Source organism: Corynebacterium sp. HMSC08A12, assembly GCF_001807485.1.
Lineage (GTDB): Bacteria > Actinomycetota > Actinomycetes > Mycobacteriales > Mycobacteriaceae > Corynebacterium > Corynebacterium evansiae.
In genome coordinates this window covers 65,884-83,460 of record NZ_KV789180.1, presented here as the reverse complement: position 1 = coordinate 83,460, position 17,577 = coordinate 65,884, and the positions used below count along the sequence as shown (strand labels likewise).

Annotated in this window: 18 protein-coding genes and 1 pseudogene; 9 read left to right on the top strand and 10 right to left on the bottom strand. The window is 62.1% G+C overall.

Annotated features, from left to right (window positions below; translation table 11 throughout):
* Window positions 1–137 precede the first annotated feature (137 nt).
* Together ychF and HMPREF3166_RS09975 are read left to right on the top strand one after the other, a co-directional pair.
* Window positions 138–1,223: a redox-regulated ATPase YchF gene (gene ychF / locus HMPREF3166_RS06170; RefSeq protein ID WP_070488220.1), complete on the top strand. Its 1,086-nt coding sequence runs from the start codon at window positions 138–140 to the stop codon at window positions 1,221–1,223.
* A gap of 127 nt (window positions 1,224–1,350) precedes the next feature.
* Window positions 1,351–1,587: an oxidoreductase gene (locus tag HMPREF3166_RS09975; RefSeq protein WP_246816945.1), complete on the top strand. Its 237-nt coding sequence runs from the start codon at window positions 1,351–1,353 to the stop codon at window positions 1,585–1,587.
* Window positions 1,588–1,665: 78 nt separating this feature from the next.
* Here the strand turns inward: HMPREF3166_RS09975 and HMPREF3166_RS06165 are convergent, their stop codons facing one another.
* Together HMPREF3166_RS06165 and HMPREF3166_RS06160 are read right to left on the bottom strand one after the other, a co-directional pair.
* Window positions 1,666–3,558: a heavy metal translocating P-type ATPase gene (locus HMPREF3166_RS06165; RefSeq protein WP_070488219.1), complete on the bottom strand. Its 1,893-nt coding sequence runs from the start codon at window positions 3,556–3,558 to the stop codon at window positions 1,666–1,668.
* Complete coding sequence (locus tag HMPREF3166_RS06160; RefSeq protein ID WP_070488217.1) at window positions 3,555–3,914, bottom strand: Cd(II)/Pb(II)-sensing metalloregulatory transcriptional regulator CmtR; 360 nt, start codon at window positions 3,912–3,914, stop codon at window positions 3,555–3,557. The genes HMPREF3166_RS06165 and HMPREF3166_RS06160 overlap by 4 nt, the downstream gene beginning before the upstream one ends.
* A gap of 323 nt (window positions 3,915–4,237) precedes the next feature.
* Here HMPREF3166_RS06160 and HMPREF3166_RS09970 point away from each other — a divergent pair, with 323 nt between their 5' ends.
* Entirely contained in the window at window positions 4,238–4,471 is a 234-nt protein-coding gene (locus tag HMPREF3166_RS09970) for a recombinase family protein (protein ID WP_230580688.1), read from the top strand.
* 349 nt (window positions 4,472–4,820) lie between these two features.
* Window positions 4,821–5,675, top strand: a complete 855-nt coding sequence (gene erm, locus HMPREF3166_RS06155) for a 23S ribosomal RNA methyltransferase Erm (RefSeq protein ID WP_070488215.1) — start codon at window positions 4,821–4,823, stop codon at window positions 5,673–5,675.
* Between the two features lie 102 nt (window positions 5,676–5,777).
* On the opposite strand, the gene HMPREF3166_RS10445 is transcribed toward erm, so the two are convergent.
* The 3 genes from HMPREF3166_RS10445 to HMPREF3166_RS06145 form a co-directional block, all read right to left on the bottom strand.
* Window positions 5,778–6,152, bottom strand: a complete 375-nt coding sequence (locus HMPREF3166_RS10445; RefSeq protein ID WP_332253768.1) for a type IIL restriction-modification enzyme MmeI — start codon at window positions 6,150–6,152, stop codon at window positions 5,778–5,780.
* 397 nt (window positions 6,153–6,549) lie between these two features.
* Window positions 6,550–8,025 (bottom strand): multicopper oxidase family protein, encoded by a 1,476-nt coding sequence (locus HMPREF3166_RS06150; protein WP_070488213.1) that lies wholly within the window; start codon window positions 8,023–8,025, stop codon window positions 6,550–6,552.
* A gap of 71 nt (window positions 8,026–8,096) precedes the next feature.
* Window positions 8,097–8,672 (bottom strand): CueP family metal-binding protein, encoded by a 576-nt coding sequence (locus HMPREF3166_RS06145; protein WP_034979744.1) that lies wholly within the window; start codon window positions 8,670–8,672, stop codon window positions 8,097–8,099.
* A 404-nt stretch (window positions 8,673–9,076) separates the two neighbouring features.
* On the opposite strand from HMPREF3166_RS06145, the gene HMPREF3166_RS06140 reads away from it, so the two are divergent.
* The 5 genes and pseudogenes from HMPREF3166_RS06140 (at window position 9,077) to HMPREF3166_RS10440 (ending at window position 14,410) form a co-directional block, all read left to right on the top strand.
* Window positions 9,077–9,799: a response regulator transcription factor gene (locus HMPREF3166_RS06140; RefSeq protein ID WP_141741135.1), complete on the top strand. Its 723-nt coding sequence runs from the start codon at window positions 9,077–9,079 to the stop codon at window positions 9,797–9,799.
* Window positions 9,796–10,923: a sensor histidine kinase gene (locus tag HMPREF3166_RS06135; RefSeq protein WP_070488211.1), complete on the top strand. Its 1,128-nt coding sequence runs from the start codon at window positions 9,796–9,798 to the stop codon at window positions 10,921–10,923. Before HMPREF3166_RS06140 ends, HMPREF3166_RS06135 begins: the two co-directional genes overlap by 4 nt.
* Before the next feature lie 140 nt (window positions 10,924–11,063).
* On the top strand, window positions 11,064–11,390 hold the full coding sequence (locus HMPREF3166_RS06130) for a heavy-metal-associated domain-containing protein (protein ID WP_035005531.1): 327 nt from the start codon (window positions 11,064–11,066) through the stop codon (window positions 11,388–11,390).
* A gap of 51 nt (window positions 11,391–11,441) precedes the next feature.
* Window positions 11,442–13,637 (top strand): copper-translocating P-type ATPase, encoded by a 2,196-nt coding sequence (locus HMPREF3166_RS06120; RefSeq protein ID WP_083293832.1) that lies wholly within the window; start codon window positions 11,442–11,444, stop codon window positions 13,635–13,637.
* An 88-nt stretch (window positions 13,638–13,725) separates the two neighbouring features.
* Window positions 13,726–14,410 (top strand): annotated as a pseudogene (locus HMPREF3166_RS10440) (DUF305 domain-containing protein).
* Between the two features lie 312 nt (window positions 14,411–14,722).
* On the opposite strand, the gene HMPREF3166_RS06105 reads toward HMPREF3166_RS10440, so the two are convergent.
* The 5 genes from HMPREF3166_RS06105 to HMPREF3166_RS06085 form a co-directional block, all read right to left on the bottom strand.
* Window positions 14,723–15,073 (bottom strand): VOC family protein, encoded by a 351-nt coding sequence (locus HMPREF3166_RS06105; protein ID WP_070488208.1) that lies wholly within the window; start codon window positions 15,071–15,073, stop codon window positions 14,723–14,725.
* 102 nt (window positions 15,074–15,175) lie between these two features.
* Entirely contained in the window at window positions 15,176–15,418 is a 243-nt protein-coding gene (locus tag HMPREF3166_RS06100; protein WP_034978290.1) for a hypothetical protein, read from the bottom strand.
* A gap of 18 nt (window positions 15,419–15,436) precedes the next feature.
* Window positions 15,437–15,682 (bottom strand): CopG family ribbon-helix-helix protein, encoded by a 246-nt coding sequence (locus tag HMPREF3166_RS06095; RefSeq protein ID WP_034985727.1) that lies wholly within the window; start codon window positions 15,680–15,682, stop codon window positions 15,437–15,439.
* A gap of 238 nt (window positions 15,683–15,920) precedes the next feature.
* On the bottom strand, window positions 15,921–16,643 hold the full coding sequence (locus tag HMPREF3166_RS06090) for an ASCH domain-containing protein (RefSeq protein ID WP_034985725.1): 723 nt from the start codon (window positions 16,641–16,643) through the stop codon (window positions 15,921–15,923).
* A 152-nt stretch (window positions 16,644–16,795) separates the two neighbouring features.
* Window positions 16,796–17,569 carry a class I SAM-dependent methyltransferase gene (locus HMPREF3166_RS06085; protein ID WP_051876240.1) on the bottom strand — a complete coding sequence of 258 codons (774 nt, stop codon included), beginning with the start codon at window positions 17,567–17,569 and terminating at the stop codon, window positions 16,796–16,798.
* Between the last annotated feature and the right edge of the window lie 8 nt (window positions 17,570–17,577).

Here is a 17,577-nt window from a genome sequence, read left to right as displayed (position 1 = left end):
TTTGGGGTGTCTGGGGGTAACTGGGACGTCCATAGGTGGGCAGCGGTGGGCGTCAAAAAGAAACAATAAGTATGGCAATAGAGGCAATAGAAAGGGCGCATTGGAGGCAGCGACGGCCGGGCGATAGGATGGGGCACGTGACTCTTACTCTTGGAATTGTTGGCCTGCCCAACGTGGGCAAGTCCACGCTGTTTAACGCCCTGACCCGCAACGATGTTCTGGCTGCGAACTACCCGTTCGCAACCATTGAGCCCAACGTGGGGCTGGTGGAGCTGCCGGACCCGCGCCTGACGCGCCTGGCGGAGATCTTTGAATCTGAGCGCATCCTGCCCGCGACAGTCTCCTTCGTGGACATCGCCGGCATCGTGAAGGGTGCTTCCGACGGCGAGGGTATGGGTAATGCCTTCCTGGCGAACATCCGCGAGGCGGACGCGATCTGCCAGGTGGTGCGTGCATTCTCCGACGACAACGTGATCCACGTTGACGGTCGAGTGGACCCCGCCAGCGACATTTCCGTCATTGAGACGGAGCTGATCCTGGCCGACCTGCAGACGGTGGAGAAGGCTCTGCCGCGCCTGGAAAAGGAAGCGCGCAAGAACAAGGATCTGGCCGAGCAGGTCGAGGGGGCTAAGAAGGCGCAGGAAATCCTGGAGGATAGCCGCACGCTGTCGAGTGCCGCGGCGCAGGGGGAGATCGACCTGGCAACTGTGCGCGACCTGCACTTCCTGACGGCCAAGCCGTTCCTGTACGTGTTCAACTCCGATGAGTCTGTGCTGACCGACGAGGATAAGAAGGCGGAGCTGCGCGAGCTGGTGGCTCCTGCGGACTGCGTGTTCCTGGACGCCGCGACGGAGGCGGACCTGCTGGAGCTGGACGACGAGGAGGCGGCTGAACTGCTGGAATCCGTCGGGCAGACCGAGCCGGGGCTGCAGACGCTGGCAAAGGCTGGCTTTGCAACGCTGGGGCTGCAGACTTACCTGACTGCTGGGCCGAAGGAGGCTCGTGCGTGGACGATCCACAAGGGTGACACTGCTTCGCAGGCGGCCGGCGTGATCCACACGGACTTCGAGAAGGGCTTCATTAAGGCCGAGATCGTGGCCTTTGAGGACCTGGACGAGCTCGGTTCCATGGCGGAGGCCCGCGCCCACGGCAAGGTTCGCCAGGAAGGCAAGGACTACGTGATGGTCGACGGCGACGTGGTAGAGTTCAAGTTCAACGTTTAACGCGGGCAGCCACCGCCGGATTCTCGGTGGCGATTCCGGCCCGAACCTCGGGGACATTGTCGCGCTTCCTCATTTACGTGAGCTCCGCGACTCCGGCCAGCTCACCGCTACCCCCATCTTCGATAGCTTGAGCGAGCTCGACCACTACCATCTGATCTGGTGCACTGGTTTCCGTCCGGCCCTCAGTCCATTCCGCCACCTCATGCGTGGCCGCGAAACCGCAGTGAAGAATCTGCATCTAGTCGGTTATGGCAACTGGACCGGCGACGGATCGGCAACCCTGATGGGTGTGGGGCTCTTTGCCAAACACACTGCCCAGGTAGTCGCGGACCGTGTCGATGAAGCTCGGCAGCAAAAGTTTTGAGGCGACGCTTGGTTCCTGAGCAGCTCGATCCTTCCAAGGTCCGCGCTGGAGAGCCAGCGCGCTGGGCGAAGGTGTGTCTTAGCGCTTCGCTCGTGCGGCCCGCAGGCCGTTCAAGATGACAATGACTTCAGCGACCTCGTGAACCAATACGACGGCGGCCAGCCCCAGCACACCGCTGATCGCCAGTGGCATCAACACGATGATGATGGCCAGAGACAGCACGATGTTCTGGTTAATAATCCTGCTGCCTCGACGGGCGTGCTGCAGCGCCTGCGGGATCAACCGGAGGTCGTGGCCGGTGAAGGCGACGTCAGCGGACTCGATTGCGGCGTCGGAGCCGGTCGCTCCCATCGCTATGCCCACCGTCGCGCCCGCCAGCGCAGGAGCGTCGTTGATGCCGTCGCCAATCATCGCCGTCGGCGTCTTGGAGGAGAGTTCGGCGACAATGTTTGCCTTGTCCTCCGGGCGAAGCTCGGCGCGCACGTCGTCGATTCCGGCGATTTCAGCCAGCGCCCGGGCGGTGCGAGTGTTGTCGCCGGTGAGCATGCTCACTTCCACGTCGTTGGCGTGCAGGGTCTGCACGGCTTCGGGCACCTCGGGCCGCAGCTCGTCGCGGACCCCGATCGCCCCAGAGAGGGCGTCATCGACGGTGACAAGGACGCAGGTCTGGCCCTCGGACTCCATGCGCTCAACGTCTGCCTTTAGTGACCCGGCGTCGATCCACCGGGGGCTGCCTACCAGCACCCGTCGACCTTCGACGGTGCCGCCGATGCCATGTCCGGCTTCCTCGCTGATGTCCAGGGCGGCGGGGGCTTCGGGCTCCGCTGCCGCGATCGCCGCGGCGAGGGGGTGCGTCGATTGCTGCTCAACTGCCGCAGCGAAAGCAAGCACCTGAGCCCGATCGAATCCCTCTGCCGGGACCACGTCGGTAACCTCGGGCTGGTTGCGGGTAAGGGTTCCGGTCTTGTCCACCGCTAGGTGACGGATGCCGCCGAGTCGCTCGAACGCCGCGCCGGACTTGATGACCACGCCGAACTGGCTGGCCGCGCCGATCGCGGCCACGACCGTCAGCGGCACGGAGATTGCCAGCGCACACGGGGATGCTGCGACCAGGACCACCAACGCTCGGGTGATCCACGTCTCGGGGTTGCCCAGCAGCGAGCCGATCACGCCGACCAGCACCGCCAGGATCATCACCCCGGGCACTAGGGGTTGGGCAATTCGGTCGGCGATCCGGGCGCGGTCGCCCTTTTCCGCCTGCGCCTGCTCGACGAGGTCGACGAGTGTGGTCAGCGAGTTGTCCGTTCCAGCTGCGGTCGTCTCTACTTCCAGCACACCGGCGGAGTTGATCGCACCCGCGGGCACCTCGTCGCCGGGTGCAACCTCCTCCGGAATGGATTCTCCGGTGATCGCTGAGGTGTCAAGGCTGGAACGTCCAGACCGAATGATGCCGTCCGTGGCGATCCGCTCTCCGGGGCGCACGAGCATCAGTTCGCCAGCCACGAGGTCCTTCGCTGCGACCTTGACCGACGTGCCGTCGCGCAGCACCGTCGCGGTCTGCGGTACCAACTTCAACAGTGCCCGAAGTCCGCCCTGTGCCCGGTCCATTGCCTTGTCTTCCAGCGCCTCGGCGATCGAGTACAGGAACGCTAGCGCCGCGGCCTCTCCGACGTAACCGAGGATTACCGCGCCGACCGCGCTGATCGTCATCAGCAAACCAATGCCGAGCTTGCGCTTCGTGACAAGGTTTCGGATCGCGCCGGGCGCGAACGTATACGCCCCTAGCAGCAGGCCGACCCAGAACAGTACTGTCGCGGGTGTCTCTACCCCGGACCAGTCCAGCGCCAGGCCTATGCCGAGGGCTACGCCGGAGAAGATCGGCAGTAGCAACTCGGGGTCCTTCCACCATGGCCGATCGAGTTCTTCGATCTCTGTGGCGGGTTCGTGTGCGCATCCACACGCTGAGCTCATGCGTCCGCTCCCTTCTCGCCGCAGCCGAGCACCGAGCATTCAGGGTCGATGCACGGGGCGTTTTCGTCGACAGCCAACGTCGCGTTCACCAGCGCGTTGAGCGCTGCCGCGAGGTGCGGATCGGCGATTTCGTAGCGTGTCTTGCGGCCCTTTGGCTCGGCGACGACGATGCCGCAGTCGCGCAGGCAGGTCAGGTGGTTCGAGACGTTCGAGCGGGTCAGGTCCAGGTCGCGCGAAAGCACGGCCGGGTAGCTCGGGCCGTCGAGTAGTGTCATCAGGATTCTGGAGCGCGTCGGATCCGCCATGGCCCGGCCGAGCCGGTTCATGACGTCGAGGCGTGAAACAATGGTCAGCATGTGCTGAACAATACATCGTGTGCTGAACTATTCAAAATGCGCTGAACTGACAGTTACGCAAAGGTCCTGCGACCTGCAAGAATTAGTCGATGGGATAGCAGATGACTGATCCTTTGTGGTTCGGCTGCCACCCAACGCGGGAGCGACGTGGGCGGCGAGGTTCTCGAGAAAGTAACTTTGCAACTACATACCGTCGAGTTTAAGTTCAATGTGTAGCTAAGGGCCTTATTAATAGCGTTTGACAACACGCGCTCCTATTTACCTTCGTATCTCACGAGACGCTGACGTGGATGGCCTCACCATCGACCGGCAGCGTCAGGACTGTGAAGCCATTGCAAAGCAGCGTGGCTTGCACGTTGGACATAGGACATAACTACGTCGATCAGTCCATTTCCGCGTCAAAGAAGAATGTGGCTCGCCCCGACTACGACGCCATGGTGGCGTCCTTTGAACGCGGCGAAATCGACGCGATCATCTGCTGGGACCTCGAACTACCCGCCCCACGTCGGTGGATAGTCCGATCGGTCGGACAAAATTACTCCCGCACCACAGCGTAATCAGGGGTGCACCTTAAAAACATCCGGAGGTGGGGGTAACTCCCCCTCGTTGCCCAGAGACAAAATACGCCAGTGGCGTCTGTACGACGAGCCGAAAGTAGGACAAATTCCAATCCAGAGAGGTCTTGCACTGTTGCGGTGCGGTTGTCTTCTTTCTCACCGTATTGGACCCTGCGAAATTAATTGGATACGATAGGCCCATGTTGATTTCAGGTTCCGTTTTCATGCGGCCGCTCACCAGCCGCTAAGGCGGTTTTCTCCCTCCCGCAGGTTAGAAACCGCTCCGGTCCTTTAGCCGGGCGGCCATTTGCCATGCCCGGCTTCGTTTCAACTCCACGGAGCACACCTGATGTCTACATACGGATACGGCCGTCACGAACATGGCCAAAATTTTCTCACAGACCACAAGATCATCAACTCCATCGTCGATCTTGTAAAACAATCCTCTGGCCCCATCATTGAGATCGGGCCAGGAAGCGGTGCCCTCACTCACCCGCTATCCCGCTTGGGGAGGCCAATAACGGCAGTTGAGGTAGACGCAAAACTAGCTGCCAAAATCACACAAGAAACCTCCTCGGCGTCGGTCGAAGTGGTCCATGATGATTTCCTTAACTTCCCGTTACCCGCCACTCCCTGCGTCATTGTGGGAAACATTCCCTTTCACCTCACTACTGCCATTCTTCGAAAGTTGTTGCATGCGCCGGCATGGACTGACGCTGTACTCCTCATGCAGTGGGAAGTCGCTCGCCGCCGGGCCGGGGTAGGCGCAAGCACAATGATGACGGCTCAGTGGTCCCCATGGTTCACATTTCACCTTGGTTCCCGAGTACCAAGGTCTGCTTTCCGGCCACAGCCAAACGTTGACGGGGGGATCTTAGTGATCCGCCGGGTGGGTGACCCGAAGATCCCGATAGAGCAGCGCAAAGCCTTTCAGGCGATGGTGCACACCGTTTTCACCGCCCGGGGACGCGGGATAGGGGAAATTCTCCGAAGGGCAGGGTTGTTTTCATCACGTTCAGAGACACAATCATGGTTGCGCTCGCGAGGAATCGACCCCGCAACCCTACCTCCCAGATTGCGCACCAGCGACTGGATCGATCTCTTCCAGGTGACTGGTTTCTCTCCACCGCGCCATCGGCCCATTTCACAATCGGGAAGTAGTCAACGCCCTCCTCAACGGAAAAAACGAGGCCGGCGGCGGTAATCCCCCCACCACCAAAACCGAAATCCACCAGTAGTAGTGAACGACCCATGCTCGTCTACCGTGAGCCGCGTTATGACAGTGACGTGTTCTCGTCGGGCACAGTCATAGTTCCCGGCGTTGCCAGCGACAGGGTTCTACACCCGGCAGCGGGCCGATCAAAATCACCCGCACGGGGAACGACCCTGCTGGTGGTTTCGATTTTGATGAAAGCGAGGAGACATAGCCCCTCGCCAACTCCCCGTAGCTGGCGAACAGTAGCTCCTGGCGGTGGCGCTCGTTGGTGAGTTTGCGTGCCGCACCGAAAGCCTTATCGACTTCCTGGTCCAAGTTGTTGTGAGCCTTGAGCAGAATTGGGTCCATCGATAACGGGTTGTAGTGCTCCGCGAGTGACCGCCGGGGGTGCCGCTCGCGTGCCCGCAGCACCAACTGTCCAGCGTCGATGATTCGCTGCTGCGCCTTCTCATCTAGTTCACACAGAGCTGGTCCGCAGTTGTAGCTCCCGATGTACTCCGAAAAACGGAAAAAATAAATAGCGGGGATACATCAACCTTCCACTTTCCATTCTTCCGGCTCAGAGTATTGAGGGGTCTGGGACCGGGTCCGTAAACCCTTTATGTTTTCCGCGCACAGCGGTTTTTAGCGACGCGCCCTATAGGTTTTCCGCAGAACCTATATGTGTTTCTGTGCACCCCATATGTTGTCTGTTTTAGCGGTATTTCGTTGTTAATTCCGCACGCGCGCATCAAATGGTTAGTTATCGCCGACACTCCGTGGAGTTCAAGTTCAACGTAACCTAAGGCGCGCTAGTGTTAGTCGTATAACAACACGTGCTGCCATTTACCTTCGCATCTCGCTCGATACCCTGCTGTGGGGGTTACTCGTAGCGAAGCGAGCTGAGCATCCCGGTTTCCATGTGATAGGCGTTATGGCAGTGAAATGCCCACTCACCGGGGTTGTCAGCGATCAGGTCGGCGATCATGGTTTCACCGTGGCGGAGAAGGACGGTGTCCTTGCGTAGTCCGCCGCTGCCGGGCAGCGCCCACGTGTGGCCGTGGATGTGCATGGGGTGGGGCATCATGGTCCTGTTGCGCATGACCATCCGCAGGCGCTGGCCCTCCTGCACGGTCGCGGAGGAGGATTGGCCGTCGGTGAGAATGCTCCATTCATACGGCATCATCTGCCCGCCCAGGTCGATGCTGACTTCTCGGTCTGGTGTGTCCTCGGGTAGGAGTGCACGGTCTGCTGGCTTCAGGGAGGACAGGAGCAGTCCGGTGGACGACAACTCGGGGAAGTCGACATCGGGGTGGGGGGCCTGGCCGCCGGCGGTGCGGATGACGGCGAAGGCGCGGTCGTCCTTACCCACCGCCAAAGCCGTGAGCGGGAAGATGCCGTCGCCGAGGATGACCTCGACGTCGACACGCTCGCCCATCGACAGGTAGATCGATTCGGTCTCCCGGGGCTGGACGGGGAAGCCGTCGGTGTGGGTGACGGTCATGCGGTGACCACCGAGGGCCACCTTGAAGATGGTGTCACCGCCGGAGTTGATAAACCGCAGGCGGGCCTTGTCGCCCGGGCGAGCCTCGAAGGTCCGGTGAGCACGGGGGATACGTCCGTTGATGAGGTAGTGCGGATACATCACATCGCCGACATCCCCGCCCAGTACCCGGTCCGGGGTGCCGTGCATCATCTGGCCGTGACCTCCCATTCCCATACCCCCGTTATGGTCGCCCGAACCCATTCCGGTGAGCTTGTCGAGCTCATCGTCGGGAGTGCTCTGAATGCCATCGACCCAGTCGTCGAGCACGATGGTCCACTCAACGTCCTGGTCTTCAGCGTCTTGCGGGTCACGGATGATCAGTGGGGCGTGGAGGCCGCGATCAAGCTGCAGGCCGGTGTGGGAATGGTAGAAGTAGGTGCCACCGTGGGGGACTTCAAAAACATAGGAGAAAGACGCGCCAGGTTCAATGGGGTCCTGGGTCATGCCGGGCACACCGTCGGCTGCGTTGTGGAGTGCGATGCCATGCCAGTGGATGGAGGTGCTCTCAGGCAGTTCATTGGTGATATCGACCTGGAGGACGTCGCCGGCGGTGGCCTCAATGGCCGCATCCCCGGTGTCAGAGACGTATCCCCACGTCTTGGCTTCGATACCGCCGATATCCAGAGAGAGGGGCCGGGCGGTCAGTGTCCGGCGCACCGTCGGCTCACCGAGCGCAGTGGGGGTGGGGCGAAGGGAGGGACCTGGTGCCGAGGCAGCGGGTCCAGGGGCGCTGGTGCAGGCGGCCACGGCCCCGGTGCTGGCGAGGACGAGCCCGCCGAGCAGAAACTGTCGTCGGGAAAACGCGTTCGTCATGATTTAACCTTTCTTGGTGCAAGATTTCAGTGACACGGGAGACAGGCGCAGGTGAGGATCCTGCTGAGCCATCACGTCAGGCGCAGGTCTGTGACACAGGTGGCACCGTCGTCGGTGGTGGAAAACTCCGTGGTGCCGGTACGCCCCTGGTAGCTGACCTCAATCAGGCCGGTGACATCATCGGGAAGCCAGAAGCCGACAAACCCGTTGTCGAAGGTGGTTGTCGCCTCGTCCACCAGCACCTCACCGGTCGCCTCATCGGTGATCGTGACCTGGATATCCTCATTGTCGAGTTCCCCCTGGCAGGTCGTGAGGCTGTGGTAGAAGCAGTCGTGGGTGGAGGTGAGATAGGGTGCGATCGAGACATACGTCTGATTGTCGGGAAGATCAACCACGACTTCCTGGTCATCGCTCGAGAGCAGCAGTTCATCGTTACGCACTGAGGCGATCAGATCCGTGGGACGCTCAGTGACCTTCTGCCGGTCGAGGTGATCAATAATCTCCACCGCGTCCATGCCGGCCAGGCCATGGGTAGTCAGGAATGTGTCCTGGGACACCGTCCCATCGGCGGTGGGTTCCGGGTCGGCGGCCGAACACCCCGTGAGGGCGAGGGCAAGGGCGGCGGCTGCGATCGCTGCTCGTTTCACGTCAATCTCCTTGGATCGTGGCTGGGCCATGAGAAGACACCGCCTCAAGGTCGATGCCATACCTTTATCTAGCACGGGTGCCTGACGGACTAGAATTCAAAAACCCTGCTCACAGTCTTATAACAGGGCGAAAAGGGGGGTGAATTCGGTGGGCTGGGTCACCACCGGAACACCACCCCACAGCCGTGGGCTATGGCCTTCTACCCGCCCCGGGTATGCGGTGCAGACAGTGAAATCCCTGGTGGCGCCTGCTGAACCGACCAGGGGAGGCGATGCCGCCGGCCCGGGGCGGGGCACAGGGGTGACGGCGGTCGAAGGGTGATGTTTGAAGATTTGATGAAGATTCCCCGCCGGGCACTGAGCGAGGATGGTATTCCCCCCTGACCGGAGCGATACTGGGGTCTATGGCTGACCACACACCGACCACCGCCACGCCCCCGGGGCGGGTGCTGGTCGTCGATGATGAACAACCCCTGGCTCAGATGGTGGCCTCCTACCTCATCCGGGCCGGCTTCGATACCCGCCAGGCGCACACCGGCACCCAGGCCGTGGACGAGTCCCGTCGCTTTTCCCCCGATGTCGTGGTGCTGGATCTGGGGCTGCCCCAACTCGACGGCCTGGAGGTGTGTCGACGGATCCGCACCTTCTCGGACTGCTACATCCTCATGCTCACCGCGTGTGGCAGCGAGGACGACAAGATCAGCGGTTTGACCCTGGGGGCGGATGACTACATCACCAAACCTTTTAGCATCCGGGAACTGGTGACCCGGGTGCATGCGGTGCTGCGCCGTCCACGCACCAGCACCACCCCACCGCAGGTGACCACCCCCTTGATCGTTGGTGACCTCATCCTTGACCCCGTCGCCCATGAGGTACGGGTGGGGGAGACGACCGTGGAGCTCACCCGCACGGAGTTCGAGCTGCTGGTTGCCCTGGCCCTGCGCCCCGGCCAGGTGCTGACCCGCCACGACCTGGTCACCGAGGTCTGGGACACCACCTGGGTCGGTGATGAACGCATCGTCGATGTCCACATCGGCAACTTGCGTCGCAAGCTCGGCACCGACACCCAGGGCCGGGGGTTTATCGACACCGTGCGTGGCGTGGGCTACCGGGTGGGGCAGCCATGAATCACGGACCCGGCCTGACCTTCCGCTTCCTGGCCGCCCAGGTGTTCGTCGTGGTGATTAGCCTGCTGGTGGCCGCGGCCGTGGCCACGATGGTGGGCCCGACCCTGTTCCACGATCATATGTTGATGACCGGCCGGGAGGACCCTTCGCTGGAGCTGTTCCATGCCGAGCAGGCCTACCGGGGCGCCAACCTGATCACCCTGGCCGTCGCCCTACCCACCGCCTTGATCAGTGCCCTGCTGGCCGGCCTGTGGTTATCGCGTCGTCTGCGCACCCCCCTGCAGGATCTCACCCGCGCCGCTACCAGCCTAACGGCCGGCAACTCCCGTATCCGCGTGCCCGCCGGAAAAGCAGGCCCCGAGGTCACCACCCTGGCGCATGCCTTCAACACCATGGCCGACCGGCTGGAACACACGGAACAGGTCCGCCGCCAGATGCTCTCTGATCTGGCCCACGAAATGGGCACCCCCTTATCGGTGCTCACGGTCTACCTCGATGGTCTCCAGGACGGGGTCGTGGACTGGAATAATGCCACCCACACGATCATGGCTGACCAACTCACCCGCCTGACCCGGTTGATGGAAGACATCGACGATGTCTCCCGGGCCCAGGAACACCTGATCGATTTGGACCTGGCGGAGGAAGGGCTCGGGGATCTGCTCCATACCGCCGCTGCTGCCGCGGGGGAAGCTTATGCTGACAAAGGCGTCGATTTACAGGTCGAGACCATTACAGAAACCGCCCGGGTGCTCGTGGACCGGCAACGCTTCGGCCAGGTGATGAGCAATCTCCTGTCGAACGCGCTACGGCACACCCCGGCCGGCGGGCAGGTCCGGGTCAGCGTCCACCGACAGGGGGCGTCCACCGCGCTCATCCACGTCGCCGATGACGGCGAGGGCATCCCACCTGACCAGCTCGGACACATCTTCGAACGCTTCTACCGGGGAGATGCCGCCCGCAGCCGGGACGCCGCCGGGTCCGGTATCGGTCTGACCATCTCCAAGGCATTGATCGAGGCCCACGACGGCACTCTCACAGCCACCTCCCCCGGACCCGGTTGCGGAGCGGTGTTTGCCCTCCGCCTCCCGCTGTCCCCTCCCGACAGTGAGGAGGCTGCTCGGTGACCACACCCTGCCCCGCGTGAGGGCCGTGCCCTCCACCCCTTGAGAATATACCCCCAGGGGGTATGCTGAAAATATACCCCCAGGGGGTATATGCTAGATAGCGGCATCGCCGAACCCTACCGAACCGAAGGAGCTTTCCTATGATCACCTCCCCGCCCCGCCTCTTGCCGATGGACTCCCACGGCTGCAGCTGTTGCGGACCTGCCTCACGTGCCGACACCGCCTCCATCCCTGCCGCCAGCGACTCGTCAGCAGGAGGATCCTCCCCGAGCTACCAGGTCACCGGCCTGACCTGCGGGCACTGCGTGAAAAGCGTGACCCAGGCCCTTCAGGCCCTCCCCCAGGTCGACGACGTCCAGATTGATCTCGCTGCTGGTGGTGTTTCTACCGTCAGGGTCACCGGTGTCGTACCTCCGGAGATGGTTCGCCGGGCCATCGAAGAGGCCGGCTACACCGTCTTATCCTGATCAGTTTTACCCATCATCTCGACCCCGACCGGGTTGAGCGAAAGGAACGTCATGAGCACTCCCCACCATTCCGGTGATCACCATGGTGATCACCCCGCTCCGGAAACAGACCACACCCACCACCCGCATCATGCCAGCCACGAACACCACGCAGATGCCGACACCCACGGCCAGGCGATGCCCCACGATCACCCGCACTCCGCCATGGACGACGACCACCACGTTCATAGTCACGGCGAACACGCCGGACACAGCACCGCAATGTTTCGGGAACGCTTCTGGTGGTCGCTGATTCTGTCCATTCCCGTCGTTATTTTCAGCCCCATGGTCGCCCAGCTGCTCGGCTACCACCTCCCGGCATTCCCCGGATCCACCTGGATCCCCCCGGTGCTGGGCACGATCATCTTCGTCTACGGCGGAACGCCTTTCCTCAAGGGCGGATGGAACGAACTGAAATCCCGCCAACCCGGGATGATGCTCCTGATCGCCATGGCCATCACCGTGGCGTTTGTCGCCTCCTGGGTCACCACTCTGGGGCTGGGCGGTTTTGACCTGGACTTCTGGTGGGAGCTGGCTCTGCTGGTGACCATCATGCTGCTGGGCCATTGGCTGGAGATGCGCGCTCTCGGGGCCGCGTCCTCCGCGCTTGACGCGCTGGCTGCCCTGCTGCCGGATGAGGCCGAGAAAGTCATCGACGGGACCACCCGCACCGTGGCCATCTCCGAGCTGGCCGTCGACGACGTCGTGCTGGTGAGGGCCGGTGCCCGGGTGCCGGCCGACGGAACCATCCTCGACGGAGCCGCCGAATTCGATGAGGCGATGATCACCGGCGAATCCCGTCCCGTCTTCCGCGACACCGGTGACAAGGTGGTCGCCGGTACTGTGGCCACCGACAACACCGTCCGCATCCGGGTGGAGGCTACCGGCGGGGACACCGCCCTGGCCGGGATCCAACGCTTGGTTGCCGACGCCCAGGAGTCCTCCTCCCGGGCCCAGGCCCTGGCGGATCGGGCGGCGGCGTTATTGTTCTGGTTCGCGCTGATCTCCGCTCTGATCACCGCGGTGGTGTGGACCATCATCGGCAGCCCGGACGATGCCGTGGCGCGCACGGTCACGGTACTGGTCATCGCCTGCCCGCACGCCCTGGGCCTGGCGATTCCGCTGGTCATTGCGATCTCCACCGAGCGGGCCGCGAAATCCGGGGTGCTCATCAAGGACCGGATGGCGCTCGAGCGGATGCGCACCATCGACGTGATGCTCTTCGACAAAACCGGCACCCTGACCGAGGGAGCGCACGCGGTCACCGGTGTCGCGGCAGCTGGCGGCGTCACCGAGGGCGAGCTGCTGGCCCTGGCCGCCGCCGCGGAGGCCGACAGCGAGCACCCCGTGGCCCGCGCCATCGTGGCGGCCGCGGCCGCCCATCCCGAGGCCTCCCGTCGGCAAATCCGTGCAACTGGTTTCAGCGCCGCCTCCGGCCGGGGGGTCCGGGCCACTGTCAATGGCGCTGAGATCCTCGTGGGCGGGCCGAACATGCTGCGCGAGTTCAACCTCACCACCCCGGCTGAGCTCACCGACACCACCAGCGCCTGGACCGGGCGTGGGGCCGGTGTGCTCCATATTGTCCGCGACGGTCAGATCATCGGTGCGGTGGCCGTCGAGGACAAGATCCGCCCCGAATCCCACGCCGCCGTGAAAGCCCTGCAGGACCGCGGGGTGAAAGTCGCGATGATCACCGGTGACGCGCAGCAGGTGGCCCAGGCGGTTGGCCAGGACCTGGGGATCGATGAGGTCTTCGCCGAGGTCCTGCCCCAGGACAAGGACACCAAGGTCACCCAGTTACAGGAGCGTGGCCTGAGCGTGGCCATGGTCGGCGACGGTGTCAACGACGCCCCCGCTCTGACCCGCGCGGAGGTCGGTATCGCCATCGGTGCCGGCACGGATGTGGCCATGGAATCTGCCGGGGTGGTCCTAGCCAGTGATGACCCGCGGGCAGTGCTGTCGATGATTGAGCTGTCCCAGGCCAGCTACCGCAAGATGATCCAGAACCTGGTCTGGTCCTCTGGCTACAACATCCTTGCCGTGCCGCTGGCCGCCGGAGTGCTCGCCTCGATCGGGTTCGTGCTGTCCCCGGCCGTGGGCGCGATCTTGATGTCTGCCTCGACCATCGTGGTGGCCCTGAACGCCCAGCTGTTGCGCCGGATTGATCTGGACCCGGCCCACCTGGCTCCCACCAGTCCGAAGGAGTAACACACCACGCCTATTCCGAAATCCACCGCCGTCCACTGATCCATCACTTCTCTCCACTGACCCCATATGACCCTGAAAGGGCTCCACCATAAAGCGCACCCTTGTTCTTTCCGCTCTCGCCGTAGTCTCCACCCTGGCGCTGGCCGCCAGCGGTGAGGCCACCGACTCAGGCAACACCGACGCCACCACCTCGGCACCAGCACTGTGACGACTACCGCTGAGACGACCGAGACCACCAGGGCGGCGACTGAGGAGGACGGGGAGATCTCCGCCGATCACAACGACGCGGACATCATGTTTGCCCAGATGATGATCCCCCATCACAAGCAGGCCGTGGAAATGAGTGAGATGCTCCTGGCCAAGGAGGGCATCCCCGCCCAGGTCGTGGAGTTTGCCCAGGGGGTTATTGACGCCCAGGGACCGGAGATTGACCGGATGAACGCCATGCTCGAGGCCTGGGGCCAGCAGCCGGTCACCGACTCTGGGGCATGGGGACCATGGATGAGATAGGTGGAATGGATCACGGCGAGATGGGTGGCATGAGCGGGATGATGAGCCAGGAGGACATGACAGCCCTTGAGGAAGCCCAGGGCACCGGCGCCGCCCGCCTTTACCTGGAGCAGATGACCGCCCACCACGAAGGTGCGGTCGACATGGACCGTGACGAGGTGGCTGACGGCCAGAATCCCCATGCAACCACCCTGGCCGAACAAATTATCAACGACCAGGAGGCCGAGATCGCCCAGATGCAGCAAATGCTCACTGACCTATGACAGGTCCCCGTCTTTTTCTGATCCCGAGGACAGGAATCTGAAAAAGAGGGATAACCGTGACGATTGCCACCTGCTGCGGGCGATGGGTCGTTGTCACCGCAGCGGGTGCACCGGGGTGGATGTTTCTACTCCCTCTGGTCGCACCACTGAGGAAAGGGGGAAAGCCCCTGTGTCCAGACCCTTGGAGGACTACGCATTATTGTCCGATACTCACACGGCCGCCCTGGTCTGCCGGCAGGGCAGCATTAATGTTGGGGGTGTCCCCCGAGTAGTGGACACGGCGTTGGTGTGGAGTTCAAGTTTAACGTTTAGCTAGGCTTCGGGATTGCCCACGCAGAACTCGTTGCCTTCCGGATCCTGCATGACGGTCCACACGAGTCCTGGCGCCTCGTGGGTGCCGAGTTCGGTTGCCCCTAGCCCCTTCAGTAGTTCCACCAAGGCTTCGCGCTCCGCCCCGCCAACGTCGATGTGCATGCGGTTTTTCCCGCGCGTCGGATCCTTAACGCGCTGAAATCCCAACGTCGGGGTGGAATCGACCATAACGAAGTCGCCGTAATCTGCAGCGATCTCGCAGCCTGTTGCTGCGGACCAAAATTCGGCAAGCTTTGCGGGATCGTGGCAGTCGAAGGTGATCTGCTGGATCGTGAGATTGGCATCACTCATGGTCTCCATTTTAAGGATGGGATCTGACATTTGCAGTGCCCTGGCGAGCGCATGATTGCTGTATCTGCGAAGACCACCGGGTTTCTTTGAAGCTATTCGTGACTAGTCGAGCAGGCTGCGATATTGTTTGCGCGCCTTCATTGAGTGGATGATCGTTTCGGTGCCGTCGTCCCAGATGAGAATGACGAGCTCGAGCAGCCTCATTGAACCGTCGAAACCCAGGCGTAATTCCCGTTGAGGGTTCTCTTCGTCGAGCGGGGCCGCAAAAACGCAACCTGATGTCGCAGCAGTAACTGAGTCTTCCGGCTTGATGCCGTGTTTCGTGGCGCTACGCCGTACGTCCATGCCTACATGTGTCCATGTCTAGATGGCGTTCTTTAACGCTTCGCGGATTGCCTGGGATCTGGACCATCCGTGGGCGGCTGCGTATTTGTCGAGGTCCAAGATTTCGCGAGGAGAGAGCCGAATGGAGATAACCTTCGCAGTATCTTCGTTGCGAGGTTTCCTGCCTCGGCGATGAAGCGTTTCCACGTCGTAGCCGTTTTCAGCTTCGGCTACCCATGCGTCGATTTGCTCTTCGCTGACTGGCTTGCCGTTGATAGTTTTCATGAACGTAATCGTATTACGGAAAGGTTCTATCGGCTAGGGTGAGGTTACTTTCTTTCGACGCTCAGTGGAGTTTAAGTTCAACGTTTAGCTAGGCGTCTGGGCTGCCGCTGTTCCGTTACCTCTTGGTGTGGTCCAAATCCTGAGCGGGTGGATGGGGTTTCCCGTGGTCCACAGATGGTCATCTCCGCGGCTACATGGGGGAGTTCCGCTTCAATAGCTAACCTTGGGGGTTAGATTCTCATTCTGCGGCGCTGCTCAATTCGAAGGTCACGACGTCGACGTTATCTTCCATTTCGAGGCCGGGATAATGCATGTCGAGGGCTTTGTGCAGCTTGGTCAATGAGGCGAAGCCGTCACGCTGTGCTTGTTCCTCAGTGAGGTCGCAACGGCGTGTAGCAATCACGGAGGTGACTTTCGCGTCGATGGTGGTGACCTCGCCGTTCTCCTTCTCAAAGACGAGCTGGGCTGGCCCGGGTCGGAAGGGATCGTCGACGCGGATGGTCTGGCGTTTGGATCCATCTCTGATGGCCGGCTCGTAGCCTTCCCACATGAAGACCTTTTGTGGGAGTTCCATGGCACGCCAGTCATAGGCGCAGGGAAGTAGCTCGGAGAGGCTCAGCGCTTCGAGCCCGTTGCTGCCGTGGACAATGCATTGGATGGCGGGGTCGATGTCGAACAACACTTGACGACACTTTCCGCACGGAGAGATCACTTGGCCTGTCGGGCCGTATACCGCGACCACGGCGACAATGGGGTCATCGGCGCATGTGGCCGCGTGGTTGGCCAGTGCGGAGATTTCGCCGCATGGGCCGCCGAGGAAGTGGAAGGCGTTCAAGCCAAGTACGGTCTGGCCTGAACTGGTCAGCAAGGCGGCGGCGACTGTGTGGTCGTGGTCATCGTTGCACCGCTGCGCATGGGCAGTGGCGGTCTCTACAAGCTGTCGGAGTGTGGCGGTGATCATGTTTCGACACTATCAGCCGGAGAGCAAGCCACGCCGAAGCCGGCGAATCCGTGCCTGCGGGCGTGCGTCCTAGAGCTTAGTACGTGCTTGAACCCGGTGGTGTTCAAGTTCAGCGTTTAGGCGCCTCGTCTTTTCGACAAGGGTCCCGGACGTCAACGCCGTCGCGCTGTGATGAGTACGTAGCCGGTCGTGGATTCGATCCGTCCTGAGGTATCTGCATGAGCTTTGAGGTGGTCGCGCAAGGCGGCCCATAGAGCCTCTCGGCGGGAGCCGGCATGGTCGGCCATCCATACATGCGTTGGACTGCCCTCGCGGTAGAGCTGCATACCGTCTTCGACGCTGTCGAATGTCCACTCCAGCTCGCGGTTCTCGATGTGGATGCTTTCGAACCACTGCGATAGGCGTTCGTGAGCCACCTCGGTGATACCCCAGGCCATGTGTGGCGGGGTCTGCTTCGAGCCTCCAGGGTTTACCGATTCCATCATCGCGTCTGTCATTGTGGCGAGGAAGCCTTCTTGATTCCAAGCAGTCATCACCAGCTCGCCTCCCGGCCTTAGGATGCGAGCCCATTCTGCTGGTCCGGTGGTTGGGTTGCAGAACATCGACCCAAAGGTACTCGTGACGGCGTCAACGGATGAGTCTTCCAAGCCGGTGGCTTCGCCCAGTGCATCTATCCACGTGGCGTTTGGCGCGTTGCACTGCCCGATCGCGCGGATTCGGGCGGTCGGCTCGATAGCGGTCACGGTGTAGCCTTCGGTGACGAGCGCTGTGACGCCATCGCCGTGCCCCGATCCGATGTCGACAACCGTTGCAGGGGTGGGCAAGCGCCGGGCCAATTCCGCGGCGACCAGTTCAGAGATCGGTCGTAGGCGTGCAGCTGTCGGGGCGTAGTCGCTGGCGGACCAGACATCGCTGGGGGAACTCATGTTGCCCA

Coding starts and splice junctions, on each gene's coding strand:
- HMPREF3166_RS06165 (WP_070488219.1), bottom strand. CDS start 3,558: ATGAGCTCAGCGTGTGGATGCGCACACGAACCCGCCACAGAGATCGAA.
- HMPREF3166_RS06160 (WP_070488217.1), bottom strand. CDS start 3,914: ATGCTGACCATTGTTTCACGCCTCGACGTCATGAACCGGCTCGGCCGG.
- erm (WP_070488215.1), top strand. CDS start 4,821: ATGTCTACATACGGATACGGCCGTCACGAACATGGCCAAAATTTTCTC.
- HMPREF3166_RS06150 (WP_070488213.1), bottom strand. CDS start 8,025: ATGACGAACGCGTTTTCCCGACGACAGTTTCTGCTCGGCGGGCTCGTC.
- HMPREF3166_RS06140 (WP_141741135.1), top strand. CDS start 9,077: ATGGCTGACCACACACCGACCACCGCCACGCCCCCGGGGCGGGTGCTG.
- HMPREF3166_RS06135 (WP_070488211.1), top strand. CDS start 9,796: ATGAATCACGGACCCGGCCTGACCTTCCGCTTCCTGGCCGCCCAGGTG.
- HMPREF3166_RS06130 (WP_035005531.1), top strand. CDS start 11,064: ATGATCACCTCCCCGCCCCGCCTCTTGCCGATGGACTCCCACGGCTGC.
- HMPREF3166_RS06120 (WP_083293832.1), top strand. CDS start 11,442: ATGAGCACTCCCCACCATTCCGGTGATCACCATGGTGATCACCCCGCT.
- HMPREF3166_RS06105 (WP_070488208.1), bottom strand. CDS start 15,073: ATGAGTGATGCCAATCTCACGATCCAGCAGATCACCTTCGACTGCCAC.
- HMPREF3166_RS06100 (WP_034978290.1), bottom strand. CDS start 15,418: ATGGACGTACGGCGTAGCGCCACGAAACACGGCATCAAGCCGGAAGAC.
- HMPREF3166_RS06095 (WP_034985727.1), bottom strand. CDS start 15,682: ATGAAAACTATCAACGGCAAGCCAGTCAGCGAAGAGCAAATCGACGCA.
- HMPREF3166_RS06090 (WP_034985725.1), bottom strand. CDS start 16,643: ATGATCACCGCCACACTCCGACAGCTTGTAGAGACCGCCACTGCCCAT.
- HMPREF3166_RS06085 (WP_051876240.1), bottom strand. CDS start 17,569: ATGAGTTCCCCCAGCGATGTCTGGTCCGCCAGCGACTACGCCCCGACA.